Origin of the sequence: Ammoniphilus sp. CFH 90114 (assembly GCF_004123195.1) — a bacterium.
Lineage (GTDB): Bacteria > Bacillota > Bacilli > Aneurinibacillales > RAOX-1 > YIM-78166.
On the sequence record NZ_SDLI01000001.1, the window covers coordinates 39,462 to 56,567 of the forward strand.

The 17,106-nt window shown below is 42.5% G+C and carries 10 protein-coding genes; 5 read left to right on the top strand and 5 right to left on the bottom strand.

The features are described 5' to 3' along the window. Positions 1 to 135 precede the first annotated feature (135 nt). The 3 genes from lonB (at position 136) to yihA (ending at position 4,833) form a co-directional block, all read left to right on the top strand. Positions 136 to 1,821: an ATP-dependent protease LonB gene (lonB, locus tag EIZ39_RS00205; protein ID WP_129196222.1), complete on the top strand. Its 1,686-nt coding sequence runs from the start codon at positions 136 to 138 to the stop codon at positions 1,819 to 1,821. Positions 1,822 to 1,897: 76 nt separating this feature from the next. Further along, positions 1,898 to 4,231: an endopeptidase La gene (gene lon, locus EIZ39_RS00210; protein ID WP_129197865.1), complete on the top strand. Its 2,334-nt coding sequence runs from the start codon at positions 1,898 to 1,900 to the stop codon at positions 4,229 to 4,231. After that, positions 4,228 to 4,833 (top strand): ribosome biogenesis GTP-binding protein YihA/YsxC, encoded by a 606-nt coding sequence (yihA, locus tag EIZ39_RS00215; protein WP_129196224.1) that lies wholly within the window; start codon positions 4,228 to 4,230, stop codon positions 4,831 to 4,833. The genes lon and yihA overlap by 4 nt, the downstream gene beginning before the upstream one ends. 174 nt (positions 4,834 to 5,007) lie before the next feature. On the opposite strand, the gene EIZ39_RS00220 is transcribed toward yihA, so the two are convergent. Beyond that, entirely contained in the window at positions 5,008 to 5,805 is a 798-nt protein-coding gene (locus EIZ39_RS00220; RefSeq protein WP_129196226.1) for a Cof-type HAD-IIB family hydrolase, read from the bottom strand. 11 nt (positions 5,806 to 5,816) lie between these two features. Beyond that, positions 5,817 to 6,746, bottom strand: a complete 930-nt coding sequence (locus EIZ39_RS00225) for a DMT family transporter (RefSeq protein ID WP_129196228.1) — start codon at positions 6,744 to 6,746, stop codon at positions 5,817 to 5,819. Between the two features lie 193 nt (positions 6,747 to 6,939). On the opposite strand from EIZ39_RS00225, the gene EIZ39_RS00230 reads away from it, so the two are divergent. Next, complete coding sequence (locus tag EIZ39_RS00230) at positions 6,940 to 8,559, top strand: methyl-accepting chemotaxis protein (protein WP_129196230.1); 1,620 nt, start codon at positions 6,940 to 6,942, stop codon at positions 8,557 to 8,559. A gap of 134 nt (positions 8,560 to 8,693) precedes the next feature. Here EIZ39_RS00230 and EIZ39_RS00235 read toward each other — a convergent pair whose 3' ends face one another. Together EIZ39_RS00235 and EIZ39_RS00240 are read right to left on the bottom strand one after the other, a co-directional pair. After that, complete coding sequence (locus EIZ39_RS00235) at positions 8,694 to 9,521, bottom strand: ABC transporter permease (RefSeq protein ID WP_129196232.1); 828 nt, start codon at positions 9,519 to 9,521, stop codon at positions 8,694 to 8,696. After that, entirely contained in the window at positions 9,518 to 10,288 is a 771-nt protein-coding gene (locus EIZ39_RS00240) for an ABC transporter ATP-binding protein (protein ID WP_129196234.1), read from the bottom strand. Before EIZ39_RS00240 ends, EIZ39_RS00235 begins: the two co-directional genes overlap by 4 nt. A gap of 387 nt (positions 10,289 to 10,675) precedes the next feature. Here EIZ39_RS00240 and EIZ39_RS00245 point away from each other — a divergent pair, with 387 nt between their 5' ends. Beyond that, entirely contained in the window at positions 10,676 to 15,106 is a 4,431-nt protein-coding gene (locus EIZ39_RS00245) for an Ig-like domain-containing protein (protein WP_164984822.1), read from the top strand. Positions 15,107 to 15,147: 41 nt separating this feature from the next. On the opposite strand, the gene EIZ39_RS00250 is transcribed toward EIZ39_RS00245, so the two are convergent. After that, positions 15,148 to 17,103 carry a hypothetical protein gene (locus EIZ39_RS00250; RefSeq protein ID WP_129196238.1) on the bottom strand — a complete coding sequence of 652 codons (1,956 nt, stop codon included), beginning with the start codon at positions 17,101 to 17,103 and terminating at the stop codon, positions 15,148 to 15,150. Positions 17,104 to 17,106: the final 3 nt, after the last annotated feature.

The following is a 17,106-nucleotide window of genomic DNA, read 5'->3' on the forward strand; positions in this document are numbered from 1 at the left end:
TTAGATATAGTTTTGTGGGGTCTGACCCCTTTGCTTATTTTATTCTCCCCTGTTCATGACCTAGGCACATCAAAGGACTAATTTTTTCTTCAGAAGGCAATAATACACCGTATATAGACTAACGGGAGGGATATTATGAATTGGTCGATGTTGCTTATGGTAGTACAGGTGTTTTTTGCTGTCATTATCGGGATTTACTTCTGGAATTTACTCCGAAATCAACGTACGAGTAAAACGGCTGTTGATCGCGAATCACGCAAGGAAATGGAATCCTTACGAAAGCTTAGAGCCATATCACTGACAGAACCGATTGCGGAGAAGACTAGGCCGTCCCACTTAAGTGAGATTATTGGACAACAGGATGGAATAAAGACATTAAAAGCAGCTCTATGCGGTCCCAATCCGCAGCATGTTATTATATATGGTCCTCCTGGGGTAGGGAAAACAGCGGCGGCACGAGTAGTCCTAGAGGAAGCAAAGAAAAATGAACAGTCCCCCTTTAATGCGAATTCTAAATTTATTGAATTGGATGCAACAACCGCGCGTTTTGATGAGAGAGGTATAGCTGATCCCCTTATTGGATCCGTACATGATCCAATTTATCAGGGGGCAGGAGCTATGGGGCAGGCCGGCATACCGCAACCGAAGCCAGGAGCAGTCACGAAAGCGCATGGTGGAATGTTATTTATTGATGAGATCGGTGAATTACATCCTATCCAAATGAACAAACTTCTAAAGGTACTGGAAGACCGCAAAGTATTTTTGGAAAGTGCATACTACAGTGAGGAAAACCCTTCTATTCCAAGCCATATCCATGATATTTTCCAAAACGGTTTGCCAGCCGATTTTCGTCTCGTGGGAGCCACAACAAGAACACCTGATGAAATTCCACCAGCGATTCGCTCACGTTGTTTAGAAATCTTTTTCCGCCCTCTCTTATATAGCGAGATCGAAAAAATTGCGGAAAATGCAGTGAAAAAGATCAATTTCGAAGCCGAGCCAGGGGCGATTGATGTGATTTCTAGGTATGCAACGAATGGAAGAGAAGCGGTTAATACCGTTCAAATTGCCGCAGGACTTGCCATCACAGAAAATCGTAAGACTATTACCAGGGCTGATGTGGAATGGGTCGTTCACAGTAGTCAAAAATCTCCCCGGGCGGAAAAAAAGGTGCATGAAAAACCACAAGTGGGTTTGGTCAATGGGTTGGCAGTATATGGACCTAATATGGGAATGCTTCTAGAAATCGAGGTTACAGCGAGCAAAGCAGAGAGTTCTGGATTAGGTAAAGTGACCATTACAGGGGTTGTGGAAGAAGAAGAAATGGGAAGTCGCCAACGGACTATTCGACGGAAATCCATGGCTAAAGGGTCTGTTGATAACGTATTAACGGTACTCAAATACCAGGGATTACGGACAGAGGATTATGACTTACATATCAATTTCCCAGGCGGTACACCCATTGATGGACCATCTGCAGGGATAACGATGGCTACAGCAATTTATTCTGCTATTCATGATGTCCCTATTGATAACTTAACGGCTATGACGGGTGAGGTCAGCATTCATGGCAGAGTCAAGCCTATCGGTGGTGTGGTAGCTAAGGTGGAAGCAGCCAAACAGGCAGGTTGTAAGCAGGTAATCATTCCAAGGGATAATTGGCAGGCCATTTTTGAAACTATGGAAGATATCCGTGTGATCCCTGTGGATCGAGTGGAGGAAGTATTCGATCTGGCCATCCTTGTTGAAGAAGCCGAAAATGAGTCGGTTATGCTCCCAGGGCCAGGCGATGTGCTCTCCGCATCGTCCGTAACGTTGTAATATCGGCGGAAGAATTAGACAACTGAAGTCAGTTAAGTTACAATTATGTCCATAGTAGAGCCATGGAGGTGTCATGATGGGAACAACAGATAGAGAAAGAGAGATACCAATGCTCCCTCTCAGAGGTTTGCTGGTTTTCCCAAGTATGGTTCTTCACCTAGATGTAGGCCGGGAAAAGTCCGTTAAGGCGCTTGAGAAGGCTATGGTTGAAGATAATTTGATCCTTCTTGCAACGCAAGAAGAGGTCCATCTGGAGGAACCGACAAAAGAGCAAATTTTCAAAGTGGGTACAGTAGCCCGAATTAAACAAATGCTAAAGCTACCCAACGGCACTATTCGGGTTCTGGTGGAAGGGCTGAAGCGTGCAAGGGTGAACCATTTTGTTAAGGAAGACGAATTCTTTGAAGTACATATGTCGATCCTAGACGAAGTCGTTGACGACTTAACTGAAGTGGAAGCTCTCATGAGATCGGTCCTTAAGGCGTTTGAGCAGTACATTAAGCTTTCTAAGAAGGTGACACCGGAAACCCTTGCCTCTGTTTCCGATATTGATGAACCGGGTCGCTTAGCTGACGTGATCACATCCCATCTTGTGCTTAAGATGAAGGATAAGCAAGAGATATTGGAGATGGTCAATGTCAAGGAGAGATTGGAAAAACTCCTAGAATTGCTAAACAATGAACGAGAAGTTCTAGAACTAGAACGGAAGATCGGCCAGCGTGTTAAGAAACAGATGGAGAAGACGCAGAAGGAGTATTACCTTCGTGAGCAAATGAAGGCGATACAAAAAGAGCTAGGCGATAAGGAAGGCCGTGCCGGTGAAGTCGATGAGCTTCGCAAGCAGCTGAAGGAATCGGATGCGCCAGATCGGGTGAAGGAAAAGATTGAGAAGGAAATCGAGCGGTTAGAGAAGACTCCTCCCACATCGGCTGAAGGGAATGTTATCCGCAACTATATCGACTGGCTCTTCTCCCTTCCATGGACGAAGAGAACAGAAGATAACCTCGATATTAAGAATGCCGAGAGAGTGTTAGATGAAGATCATTATGGGTTAGAGAAGGCGAAGGAAAGGGTGCTGGAGTACTTAGCTGTACAAAAGCTAGTAGACCGCTTGAAGGGACCTATTCTTTGCTTAGTTGGGCCTCCTGGTGTTGGGAAAACGTCATTAGCAAGATCTGTAGCTCGTTCTTTAGATCGCGAATTCGTCCGAATTTCTCTCGGTGGTGTTAGAGACGAAGCAGAAATTAGAGGCCACCGCAGAACCTATGTTGGAGCTATGCCCGGTCGCGTTATCCAGGGAATGAAAACGGCCGGCACGGTTAATCCTGTATTCCTATTGGATGAGATTGACAAGATGGCTAATGACTTCCGTGGAGATCCTGCAGCAGCCTTGCTTGAAGTGTTAGACCCGAATCAGAATGATACTTTTAGTGATCATTACATTGAAGAGCCTTATAATCTCTCTTCGGTTATGTTTATTACGACGGCCAATGCCGTGCATACCATTCCGCGACCTCTGTTAGACCGTATGGAGATGCTCTATATCCCGGGCTATACAGAGATCGAGAAGTTAAAGATATCCGAGCAATATCTCTTGCCGAAGCAAAGAGAAGAGCATGGGTTAAGCGAAGAACAGCTGCAAGTGACTGAAGATGCTTTACTAAAGGTCATCCGTACGTATACACGTGAAGCGGGAGTGCGTAACCTCAATCGTATGATGGAAACGATCTGTCGTAAGGCTGCCAAGCTCATTGTCGCTGGGGACAAAGAAAAGGTAGAGGTCACCATCGAATCCATCGAAGAGTTGATTGGCAAACCGAAGTATAGATATGGTCTCGCTGAAACCGAGGATCAGGTCGGAGCCTGTACGGGGCTGGCTTGGACTGAGACAGGTGGAGACACCTTAACGATTGAGGTGGCAGTCCTCCCGGGTAAAGGAAAGCTCACCTTAACAGGTAAGCTAGGCGATGTCATGAAAGAATCTGCTCAGGCGGCTTTCAGCTATATTCGCTCCCGAGCTAAGGAATGGAATATTGATCCAGAGTTTCACGAGAAAAACGATATTCATATCCATGTTCCTGAGGGTGCGATTCCAAAGGATGGCCCTTCGGCAGGGATTACCATGGCTACTGCATTGATTTCAGCTTTGACGGGAATTCCGGTTTCTAGAGAAGTTGGGATGACTGGTGAAATCACCTTGCGTGGCCGCGTGCTCCCTATCGGTGGATTGAAAGAAAAATCACTTGCTGCTCATCGTGCCGGGTTAAAAACGATCATCATGCCTAAGGATAATGAGAAAGACATTGACGATATTCCAGAGACGGTTCGTCAGGATCTTACCTTCATTCCGGTAGAGCATCTTGATCAGGTACTCGAGCAAGCATTAGTAAAGAAGAGGGTTACCGTATGAAAGTAACAAGCGCGGATTTTATTATAAGCGCTGTTGGACCTAAACAATACCCGCAGGATGCCCAGCCAGAGATCGCTCTGGCCGGGCGTTCTAATGTGGGGAAATCTTCGTTCATCAACAAGATGTTAAATCGCAAAAATTTAGCACGCACTTCCTCCAAACCAGGAAAGACCCAAACCTTGAACTTCTTTAAGATCAATGGAGAGTTTTATTTTGTCGACGTTCCAGGGTATGGCTTTGCTAAGGTTTCTAAATCAGAAAAAGAAAAATGGGGAAAGATGATCGAGGAATATTTTATTGGGAGAGAAGAACTAAAGGCTGTAGTTCAGCTTGTTGACCTACGGCATCCTCCGACTCGTGACGATCAAGACATGTATGAGTTCCTTAAGCACTACAATATACCTGTCATTATCGTGGCGACGAAGGCTGATAAGATATCTAAGGGACAATGGCAAAAGCATCAGAAAGTGGTTAAGGAAACGCTCAATGTAGAAAAGGGCGATTCAATCATTTTATTTTCATCCGAAACAGGTCAAGGGAAGGATGAGGCCTGGAAGGAGATCTGGAATCGGATCAATGAGAAGGTTCCAGCTGTGGAATAGGTTTAAGAGGGTATCCCGAAAGGTCGGTAAAACCGGGGGATACCCTCTTTGTTTTTTTATTCTATTTATGGACCTAATGACTGAGTTAAGTTTCAAAGCGCCGGATTGGTGCCCCGAAATCGTAGTGGACCGATTTTCAGGGTGTCAAAGCGTCGGATTGCTGCTTTGACACCTCTACTCCTGCTTCAGAATAAAACGATCGATCACGTACTTCACGCCATCTTCATTATTTGTCTTGGTAATGAAATTGGCAATCTGCTTTAATGATTCCACGGCATTTCCCATCGCCACACCAAGTCCCGCCACTTCTAGCATCTCATGATCATTCCAGCTATCCCCAATGGCAATGACTTCAGAGAGGTCACATCCAACATGCTGAGCTAGAAAACGAACAGCATCCCCTTTTGTTCCTTCTTTATGTAAAACCTCAAGGAAATAAGGCTTTGACTTCGTAATATGGACTTCTTGTCCGATCATCTGCTTGAGTTGCTCTGCGTGTGTGTCCAAAACGTCCGGGTCTTCAAAGAATAATAGCTTTGTTAATGGCTTAGTTAAGATCTCTTCGACGGGTTCAATAATGTAAGGGACCTTCGCCATGTGAGAATACTCTTTGATTTTATCGTTGTCTTCTAGGCCTACCAGTTTATCATCATAGTAGCCTTGCAGATGCAAGTTGTGCTTTTCTGCATATTCGTAGAGGAAGCGTGCGATTGCAGGAGGGACAGATCGTTCATATAGCACTTCACCATCTAGAAGATTCTTAACAAGAGATCCTTGGTAAGTAATCAAAGGCACGTTAAGGTCAATCTGGGCTGCGATTTGCTTTGCTGAAGCATACATTCTCCCTGTTGCCAATGTTACGGTAACTCCTTGTTCTATGGCTTGCTTGAGAGATTCTTTCGTGGCTTCTGTTACCTTCCAATCATCGTTAAGAAGGGTATCATCCACATCAATGGTTATTAGTTTATACATCGTTCACACTCCTAGTGATTTTGTGGGACTGTTTTTTTCTTTTTCATATTATTTAGTAATTGTTCTGGTTGAAGCTCAGATAGGATCATACCAATAAAGATCAGCAAACATCCACTAAGTGCTTTGAATCCTAGCACTTCATCTGTCCAGATAAAAGCGGCTAAAGCAGCAAATACAGGTTCCATAGCAAAGATCAAAGCTACACGTGTTGGTGTTGTAAATCGCTGGCAGATGGTCTGTGTGAGAAAAGCCAAGGCTGTGGCTGGACCAGCTGTAATCAGAAGAGCCCATAATACATGATTCTGTGTCAGTATATCCTTATTGAGATAAGTTTGCCCATTTTCAAATAGAAATGACGCTCCAGCACTTAGAACAGAAACGGTGAAGATTTGAATAAGAGCAAGCGGTAGGGCTGGATAGGATGGAGCATACTTTCCAGTGAATATAATCTGCATTGCAAAACAAATAGCACAAAGAAATACTAGAAAATCGCCATTGTTCATATTCAAAGAATCACTCAAAGTAAGTAGATAAAGTCCAATCGTCGCGACTAGAACACCGATGATTGCGGGCCACTTGGGACGTTGCTTTAACAGCATGAGGGAAAAGAGAGGCACGAGTACAATGGATAGTCCCGTAATAAAGCCTGCCTTAGATGATGTGGTATAAAGTAAGCCTACCGTCTGAAAGGCATATCCGCCAAAGAGCCAAATGCCAAGGACTATTCCACTTCCTATCATCTTCTTCGAGAAAGCCCGTAATTGTTCTCGGTAAAATAAAAGGATGAATAAGAATAATAGTCCTGACGCTAATAAAAAGCGAATGGCATTGAAAGCATGGGGAGGCAGAGTAGAGATTGCATTCTGCACAATGACAAAGGTCGTACCCCAGACAAATGCTACTAAAAGCAAACTAAGATCAGCAAGTAGTGACTTTTTCACAACAGAGAACCCCTCCGTAAAATTATCAAATTGACACTATTATACAGCAACTAGTTGTAAAGAAAAATGATGCAACTCTTTTTCCAATTTTCTTGCAGTTCCCAGTCGAAGCAGCAGGAAATTTAGCAGAATAGCTAGAATAATATTTATCACTATAACCTGTTTTCTATCCTACTGAAGTGAGGTAGTCGTTATGAGTGAAGCCGCAGTTAATTCTCGTCAAGCCAAGAAAGCGATAGATAAAGTAACCCGAACAGCAGGAAAAATAGAACCCTTGTTAAGGAAGATGGATTCCATTGAGGATGTCGTTCCGGAAATACGAAAGCTTCTTGATCAGGATCTTGAACAGGATGAATATTATGTATTGGTAGATGAAACGGGACATGCTTGGGTGCACACCAATCGGTTAAGGGAAGGCGGATTGTTTAACGATTCTGTGGGACTTAAGTCAGCAAAAACCCATACAGCTCTGGTTCAGCTGTATCATCGCAATACAGGAGAGGTGTTAATCGATGCTTCCATTCCCGTCATCCGAGAGGGGAAGAAAAATTACAACTTAAGAATGGGTCGTATTGCGTTACGCCCTTTTCTTAAGCCTGTTGTCTATGGTCTCGGAATGATACCAGGGGCTATAACTGCCTTGATTTCTTGGGGATTGGGTTTACCTATTCAAGATGTAGGGCTTATCGCTATGATCGGATTATTGCTTGGAATGGCGGGAGCCTGGTATCTACACCGTAAAATTCAAGGAGGACTAAACGAGTGGTATAGTTTGACTCGCAGTATTTCCGCAGGGAACCTAACGGTATTGGCAGCCCAGCAAGGGCGCAATGAGTTAAGCCAAATGGGATATGAATTAAATAAAGTCGTATTAGGCATGAAGAGTATTGTAGAGGAATTAGCCGCTGCTGCGCATACTACACAAACAATAAGCGAATCCCAGGCTCAAGAGGCCAGCCACCAAGCTCAAGCCTTTGAAGAGCTTACTCAGTTAATGCAGTCCTTTCGTAGCGGTACTGACCAACAATTGTCGGGCTTACAAACCTCCCATGCCATGATTCAGGAGATGGTTTCTGCCTCTGCAGAGATGCTGAAAGGGATAGAAAGCACAGTGAAGTGGAGCGATAATGCGTTTGAGATCGCTTCGAATGGGATGCTAGCGGTGAATCGCTCGGACGAACAAATGAAAGCAATTGAGAGTATCGTGGAGAAGGCAGCGGAAAGGATTCAAAAAGTAGCAGACGAATCCGACCAGATCAGCCAGAAGATCTCAGCTATTACTCATATTGCCCGCCAAACGAATATGCTCGCTCTCAATGCTTCCATTGAAGCTGCTCGAGCCGGGGAGAGCGGTAAGGGGTTTGCTGTAGTGGCGAGCGAAGTCAGAAAGCTGGCCGAAGAAACCTCGAGATTCGCTGAGGATATCATGACAGACCTAGCAAAGAATCGCATGGACGCCTTGGAAGCCGTAAGAAACGTAACAGAAGGCGTCACAACGATCTCTGAAGGGGTTAAAATTGTTCATCAAGCTGGTGTCTCTATTAATCAGTTAAACGATACGATTAAGAAGATGAGAGAACAGGTCTTGAGTAATAAGGAACACTCCGGTCTGCTCCAACAAGATAGTCAGGAAGTGCAAAAGATTATGGACAGGGTGACGACCATCGCCGAACAGTTTACGGAGTCTATGGAGTGTGTAGCTGCCTCAATGGACCAACAAACGACCGGAGTCCAGCAATTGGCGATTGAAGCGAATAGATTGTCCCAGCAATCCGAAAAGCTGTCGCAGATCGTGAAGAGATTTAGGGTGTAATGGATAAAAGAATGACTTGGAGGGGTCTGATTCCCACAAATAGAACTATTTCTGATTGTCTAATAATATAGATAACATTCAGATATAGTAGTGTGGTCTGACCCCTTTGAAATAAGTCACCCTTATAGAAGCGTTTAATCGCGATTTCGCAAGAGAATCTTTTCCGTAAACTGTACGAGATGGTACATAATGGTCGCGCATATCGCAATGATAAATAAGCTGACAAAGACAAGCGTCAGATTGAACACTTGGAATCCGTAAATGATTAGATAGCCAAGTCCCTGCTTTGAAACAAGGAACTCACCTACAATGACTCCAACCCAAGCTAAGCCGACGTTGACTTTTAAGGTAGCAATAATCGCCGGAAAAGAAGCAGGGAGGATAATCTTGCTAAAAATTTGTGCTTTGTTGGCTCCGAAAGTTTGCACGAGTTTGATATAGTTTTGATCCACCTCTCGGAAGCTTCCATAAACAACAATGGTTGTTACGATGACGGATATCGCCACCGCCATGGCTACAATAGCCATGAAGCCCCCGCCAAAGGCAACAATGAACAAGGGACCGAGTGCAACCTTAGGCATTCCATTTAAAACGACTAAGTAAGGATCGAGCAAGCGGGATAAAAATTTGGACCACCAGATGGCAATTGCGATCAATGTACCTGCCACAGTTCCCGCAATAAAGCCGACCACCGTTTCCCATACAGTTGCTAAGGTGTGATGATGCAAGTCTCCACGCCACAGCATATCCCAAAAGGTTCCCCATATTCTAGAAGGACTACTAAATAACAAGGGATCAATCCATCCAGAGCGAGAAGAGATTTCCCACAGGGCAATGAAGATGAACAATAGAGAAAACTGTGCGATACCAACACGGAAGCTGTAAAGTCTCTCCTTCTTTAAGAAGTCACCATGCTCAGGTGATTTTTCACCACGTCTTAACCAACCTTCCAACCCATTCATTTATTATTCAACTCCTTCCATACCCTCTGGAAGTAGCTTTGGAACTCAGGCTTCTCTCTTGACTCAAATGGCAAAGGTAAACGTAAGCAATCTGGAATCTCAATGATCGTTTTGATTCTACCAGGTCTAGATGCTAAGACAACGACTCGGTCTGACATCGCGATGGCTTCGGAAATATCATGGGTCACTAGGATCGCGGTTTTCTTTTTTCGGCGCAGCGTATCTATGACCAAGTCCTCGAGTTTAAGTTTAGTTTGAAAGTCTAATGCAGAAAAAGGTTCATCCAAGAGAAGAATATCAGGATTGGTTGCCAAGGTTCTAACAAGTGCCACCCTTTGTCTCATTCCTCCAGACAGCTGATTTGGCAAGTGATCTTTGAAAGATAGAAGCCCCATCTCGGAAAGCAGTTTGAGAGCGCGTTTCTCACTATCTTCATTTCGTGCATTTTGTATTTCTAACCCAAGAAGAATATTTTGCTTAATGGTACGCCAGCTAAGCAAGTAATCCTGCTGCAGCATGTAGCCAATCTCCTTGGAAGGGCCAGTCACTTGTTCATCCTTAATGAGAATCTTGCCTTTAGTAGGAGGGAATAAACCGGAGAGCATCGATAGAAGGGTACTTTTTCCGCAACCGCTAGGACCAAGAATACTAACAAATTCACCATCCCCAACAGTGAAGTGGATATCCTCCACGGCATGGGTTTCACCGTCACGCGTAATAAAGGTCTTCGTCACATGATCAAAGGTAATCATCGGGTTAGACCGCATGAACGCCCACCTCCTTGTTGTAGAGTATGCGGTGGAGGTGGGGTGGGTGAATGCAGGGACTGAATTTAACCCGCTTTACAAATGTTGTTGTAGAGCTAAATAAATTTTCGTTTTTTGTTTACAGCTTAAATGTTGGATATATTTGGTCAGGTAAAAATAGAGATTTAATCAATTGGAGTGGTTCATTTCCACGATTATTTAAGTTAAGATAGATATAGGAAAAATTGCCTTTTGTTAGGCCTTTTGGCAGGGGGTTGTTGATGGCTATAAAAAAGAACTTAGAATACCTTTCCACTATTTATTGTGAAATGCTACAACTAGTAAAAGAGAGTGGTAGAAACATAGGTAGGTGAAAAAATGAAGGATATAGAGGGGGGAGTGATATATATGAGAAAGGTAATCTGTATTTTATCTCTTATGGTAATGATACTTGGTAACCTACTGTTTCCTTTCGGACAAACTGCAAATGCCGGATCATCTAACGGAAATACAACGAATAATGATGTGATCATGGATTGCAGTCAGTGCAATGTAGGTGTAGGGGAAGAGAAGTCTATTTCTGCAACGATTAGTCCGGCGAACGCTCAATCCTTGAAATGGAAGGTTGGCAACAGCGCTATAATAGAACTTGTTAAAAAGAAGGGCGGTACCATTAAAGTTATAGGCCTGAAGGCTGGAACTACAACCATAACAGCTTATCATGGCGACGGCAGTAACAAAGGAAACGGCAATAAGTCTGTGACTTGTCAGATTACAGTTAGTCCTGAAACGCCCAAGTCACCAACTGAATTTCCGAAGTTAGAAGCAGATATGAAGGCGGCTGAAGGGGAAGTGTTAAAGCCCAGCAATGCCAATGCGAAAGGAAGAGTGGATATTACTCTTGTTCCAAAGGGTAATGTTGCAGAGATTACACGGCAACCGGTGGATGTCGTTTTGGTATTTGACAAATCGGGATCGATGAATAATAGGGTTGGGAATAAAAACCAGACGAAGCTGGTACTGGCCCAAAATGCAGTCAACGAAGCTATTAATATTTTTAAATCTTATAATTCAGGGAATATCAATATTGGTGATCGATTAGCCCTTGTACCCTTTTCAGATGATATAGAAGCAGAGAGCAAAGGGGTATACAACCTTACGGCGAACACCAATAACGCCTTTGAGCAGCAAATATTAAAAAAGGTGAATTCTCTACAGACAAACGGAAGTACAAATTATACAATATCTCTGAAAAAGGCTAGTGATATCCTTAAAAGTTCTACACGACAAAAGTATATTATTTTTCTTACAGATGGCATGCCTACACATTCATCCAAAGTGGAATACGTCAATGGCACCTTTTACACTTTATCAGGTTCTTCCAAAAGGTTTTCAGGGAATAAAGAAGTCAACTATCTTCTATTAAAAAACAACAATGGAACTTGGGTTGGAAGTAAGTATTTTCTAGATAATGGAGACCACTACTTTTTCAGTGGAACGACGTCGAACCATATTAGACAGGAAATCATCCAGCAGGTTACAAGTGCTGCCGCCGAATTGGGTAAACAGAACGTTAAACTGTATACTATTGGCTTCGGGGACTCGGCTGGACCAAATCAAGAAATTGATATGAATTTACTGTCTAATCTATCCGAAATCACCGGGGCAGAAGCTAGACATGGGACAGTGGACAATCTAAATACCGTGTTTCGCTCCGTCTCGGAAGAAATCAGTAAACTCAATATGAGCGAGATTAGTCTAAGATTGAAAATAAAAGGCGGGAACTTAGGGCAAAATGTTCAGATACCAGATGGGTCTGCTGCTTACTTAGAAGGAGATTACGCGGTTCTTCATTTGAGGGATGTTCCCTACCAGCTTAATGGGGGAACACCACCAATTGAGTCGTACAATCTTCCTTTAGAGTTTACAAAGGAAGGAACTTATACTTTCGACGAAGCCATGCTGGAGTACAAGGATCTTTCAGGGAATCCTCAGAGTTACCGATTACCTAATCCGGTTACGGTGGTTGTGCGAGCCCAAACGGAGCCTACCTTTCAAGGAACAATGTCTTATTCCCAGCAGGCTAATAATCTAGTGATTTCTCAAGATCCTGGGTTGAATCGTAATACATTTACAGTAGATTACAATTTGTCGCCTTCTGAAACTTTAAAACCAATGGATAGGGGAAAAATGACAGATATTAAGTTGGTTCAAGCTCTCCCTGAAGGAGTAACTGTAATTAATAAAAATGATCCAGGGATTGTTGTAATATCTGATGATGATGGACAAAGAGCAGAAATTAGCTTTAGCTCTGTAGAATATAAAAATGGAACTTTTATACCATCCGCTAGCCAGATGCGTCAATTGCAACTAAGCGTGGATTGGGCGCTTCGGACTAAACTGACTAATCCGCAGGTAATCTATAAAAACAATGAAAGCCTTGATAGAATGATATCCATCCAAGCTCCCAATCAGCAAATAAGAGCTAGAGTTGAGTTAGAGGATAGTAGAGGCTTTATCTATGAGGGTGATGACTTGGGCAAGATCAGTAAGATCAACCAACAGGACAATAGTTCAGTTGATGCGCTTGTCCTTGCCTCCTATCCTGTAAAAAAGTTAACCTATTTGCAAGACGAAAATGGGTTGAATAATAACGTAATCCGCATTGAATATCAAGATGTGGCTAGAAAAACCATATATGTGGAATATCTACCAATGATTCCGGGAATTGAACTAAAAAAAACACCTAGTCAACTTATTCTAGACGAGGATGACTCTTATTCAAACGAAGATGTAATCGGATGGTTGGCTGAAAGGATCCCAGACCCTAATTCTCGTGTCCAATACAAGTATCGCTTAACCAAGGATGGGAGTACAGTGCCTTGGACGACGCTTGCAAGTGTAGATGCAGAAATTACAATGGTTGATGATGGTACCTATCTTCTGGAGGTAAAGGGAGAAGGAGGTTTTGCCAACGGTGAGGGAGTATTAAGAAGGATTACTGTTGATAAAACAGCACCGCAGATAACGATAATTACGCCAGCAGACAAGAGTCAACTTTCTCAAGGGGATATTACGATCCAAGGTCAAGTGGTTGATAAGAATCTAAGTTCTTTCATCTTAAAGGATCTTAACGGGACATCCCAAAACATTCCTATTGAGGTCAAGGCAGACGGAAGCTTTACGCATCCTCTAACTCTACAACAAGAGGAAAACGTTCTTGTCTATTATGCCGTTGATGCTGCTGGAAATGAGAGTACAAAAGTGCATACTCTTACCCTTCTAAAGAATGGAGCTCCTATTGTATCTACACCTATAGAGGATCGAATCTTAATTATTAGTGAAGGCAACAAGGCAATTAACTTAAGTGATCATTTTACAGACCCTGATAAAGATCCCTTAACCTTTACAGCATCTAGTGGTGATGAGTCTAAAGTTAAGGCGTCCATCGTGGGAGGTGAATTGGTTCTTACCCCATTGGAAGTCGGGACCGCTGAGGTAGAAGTAACGGCGAATGACCAAAGAGGGGGGCAAGTTACTCTCTCATTTACTGTAAGTGTAATTGAAGCCAATTCTCCCCCAACTCTAGTTAGATCCATTGATAATAAGATCCTTTATCTAGGCCAGGGTTCGGTAGTAATCGACCTTACTGAGCATTTCGTTGATCCTAATGGAGACACCCTTACTTTTAGTGTATCTCCTACGAATAGTGAGATTTCCCGTTTATCAGTTGAGGAGAATTTATTAACGATAGATCCGCTGGCTATTGGAGACTTGAATGTTACAGTAACGGCAGATGACGGTGAGGGAGGAGACTTGTCTACAACGTTTTCGGTCACCGTTAAGATACGTGATATATCTCTTAGCATAAATCCTGTTCCTGTTCTAAAAATAGATGATAAGCATCAACTGGTGGTCACAGTCCATCCACCGAACTTCTTTAATAGAGCAGTTGAATGGTCTTCAAATAATCCGGAAATTGCAACTGTTGATCAGAATGGAGTTGTTACAGCCATTAAGGGCGGTGTAGTTACCATCACTGCAACATCTAAGTATGATCCAACGAGGAGTGCAAGTGTTGAAGTTACCGTATTTGACTTCGGATTAACGCAAAACGGAATTGTCGGTGACTATGTCATCATTGATGTTGTTCCTATTCCAGAAACCGTTAGGGATAACACAGTTTGGTATAAATATGATTATGCAAATCAATCAACCAATAGAGACTGGATTAAAATTGATGTAGCGTCCAAAAACAAATTTACTGTTGGTATTACTCTTGAAAAAGAGGTAAAGGAAAACAAGCTGGTCTTTGTAGAAGGTCAAAAAATTAAGGTAAAGGCTGTTATAGGTGCAACCGTAGTAGAGAAAGAGTTGCCAGTAAGTTTTATACCAAAAAATCCGTCGTTTATTGATAATAGTGGAATAAAGATTGATATTAGATCTTCGACTGATGGAGAAGGGAGCTCGTCCTCTTCAGGCAATCGTGCAGCGAGAGTTGTACTCTCCTATCGAGTTATCCTTCCGGAAGGTATAAAAAGTGCATCCTTTGAACCTTTTGTTCAGACAGATGGTAAAACTCATCAGACGCCTTACTATTCAATTAAAGATGTAAGAAACAATCAATTTGTTCTTCAAGGACAAATGTACGAAGATGGTATTGGGAAATTTTCAACACCTGTCATTAAATTCTTAAAATCCTCAACTGGTTATTCTCAGCAATTTAATGTTGAGGCCGTTGTCAGCTTAACCTTGATAACGAATAGTGGTGAGCGCTTGCCTTTTGAATTGAGAGATGATTTGAAAGTAACGGTGTATGCCAGAGAAAAACTACAGTAATCATAAGAAAAAGTTGCAGTTTATATAACTGCAACTTTTTTCTATTTACTCTTTTCGATCACGATGGATTCTTGGAAATTTCTATACGTTAGATCATAGCTATTTGTATATAACCGATTCGCATGGGGAAGACCTGGAGTCGGCTTCTCAAATATTCCACGATTAAACTGGAGAACAAACCGTGCTGCTAAGTCATCGTCATTAGATTCACGAAGTGTGTTTAGTTCAATGTTGGCCTGTGGGTTCAATCCTGAGCCCGTGGCAAGTCCTCCGTATATCCAGTTAAAGGAATTAGATGAATATACGGTTATAGTCTTCTCTGAGTAGAGATAGGCTGAAAAAGGTGATAAAGTATTCCATTGATTAACGGGTACATAGTTTTCATTAAGAGTTAGGTCATCATTATACTTTGTAGTTTCGTCAATATACCTATTGGATAGGGTAATGATTCCTGTTGATATAATAACGAGATTTTGATTAGCTAAATTAGATATTTCTCGGATGACCACATTTCCATCTACAAAAATACTCCCATTAATATTAACATCCCCAACGATGTCTAGATCCCCTTTAATATAAATGGTACCGGAAAAAGTAAAAGGAGTATCTTTATCATTATGAACGCCAATGGAGAAAGAGTTTGTACGCCCCATTTCGACAGAGGCATTATTGTTCAAATAGTAGAGATCGGAGTCGAGCTTCTTGTTCTTAATCGCTTGAGGTCCAATGTATAGCTTATTAATATAATTAGCTTGTAATAGGTCACTTGTAAGCCGGGCAGTGGGTAAAAAACCATCGGCATTCGATCCATCATGATCGCTGGATCGAAAATTGCCTTGTCTTGTTTCAATAAAGGCTGTACGGTTCGTAGATTTCTGTAAGTCAAGTTGTTGAAAGCCATCAGTCCAAGAAATTGGTTCACTCTTATTTGAAGAATCCTCAAGCATAATCGGTGGAGAGTCTCTCTCTACGGTAGCTAGTTTGCTAGAATCTTCGATAGATGCAAATTCGGAGTGGATAAAATCAGCCAAATCCACATTATCTGAAAATAAAGAATGACTCGTTTGGGCTTTTTTAACAAGAGGCGGCTCCATTCCAGGATAGTAAGGCTTTGTTGGATCAGCGGAAATCAGCCCATTACTTTCAATCTTATCTAAAGGTCTAAATATCGCTCTAAGGTGTTTGCGGCTTGCACTTTCGATATTGACAGAAGGCGGAAGGGGATCAGTTGGTGTTAGCGAGGAAAAGGAGGAAATCATAGGTATGTTTCCTAATCCATTTTCCACGAAGACAACCCCTTCAATATAAGGCTGGTTATAGGAAGGTCCAGGATGAGCCTCTGGAATATCTTTGTTAAGTTCGTTAGAGTATGAGCTTGTTCTATAGTTTACAGTAGTAAGGATTTTTTTTGCGCTAATGTTACCAATGATATTACTTCCGCCAAATAACCTTAGTTCATTAGGTGTGCTTAAAGCGTAATGAAAGGCAGAGGGTACCGTGTTGATATATACCGTAGCGTCAAGTCTAACACGCATTAATCGTTGATTTCTGTCGCCTTCGGCAGCAGTTGGAATACCAATTACTGAAACCTCCACTTCTTTGCTAAAAGGTTGTGAATAGGGATCAAAGGGGGGGTTCTTAAACTCAACCGTATTTTTTTCGTTATACATAATGGCGAAGGAACCGGCTCCATTTGGAAGTTTATACTCTGTGAATTTTTCCTTTCCATCTTGTGGGGAAGAAAATTTTTCTTTTAGAAATTGGGTTACCACGGCATTAACGTCATGTCCGGGTGTGGAAACGGATGTTTCCACTGATCTCTGGAAATATTGCAACCCGGCTTCTGCAAGCATCTTTCCTTGAATCTCTTCCGTTGCAACCATTCGATGTTGAAAGGATTGAAAGACAAGTCCTAGTAGAGCGGTGCCTAAAACGGTGAATATAACAATAATAAGAACAACAGTTAATAAGGCAAAGCCCTTCTGATTTGATTTCATAGT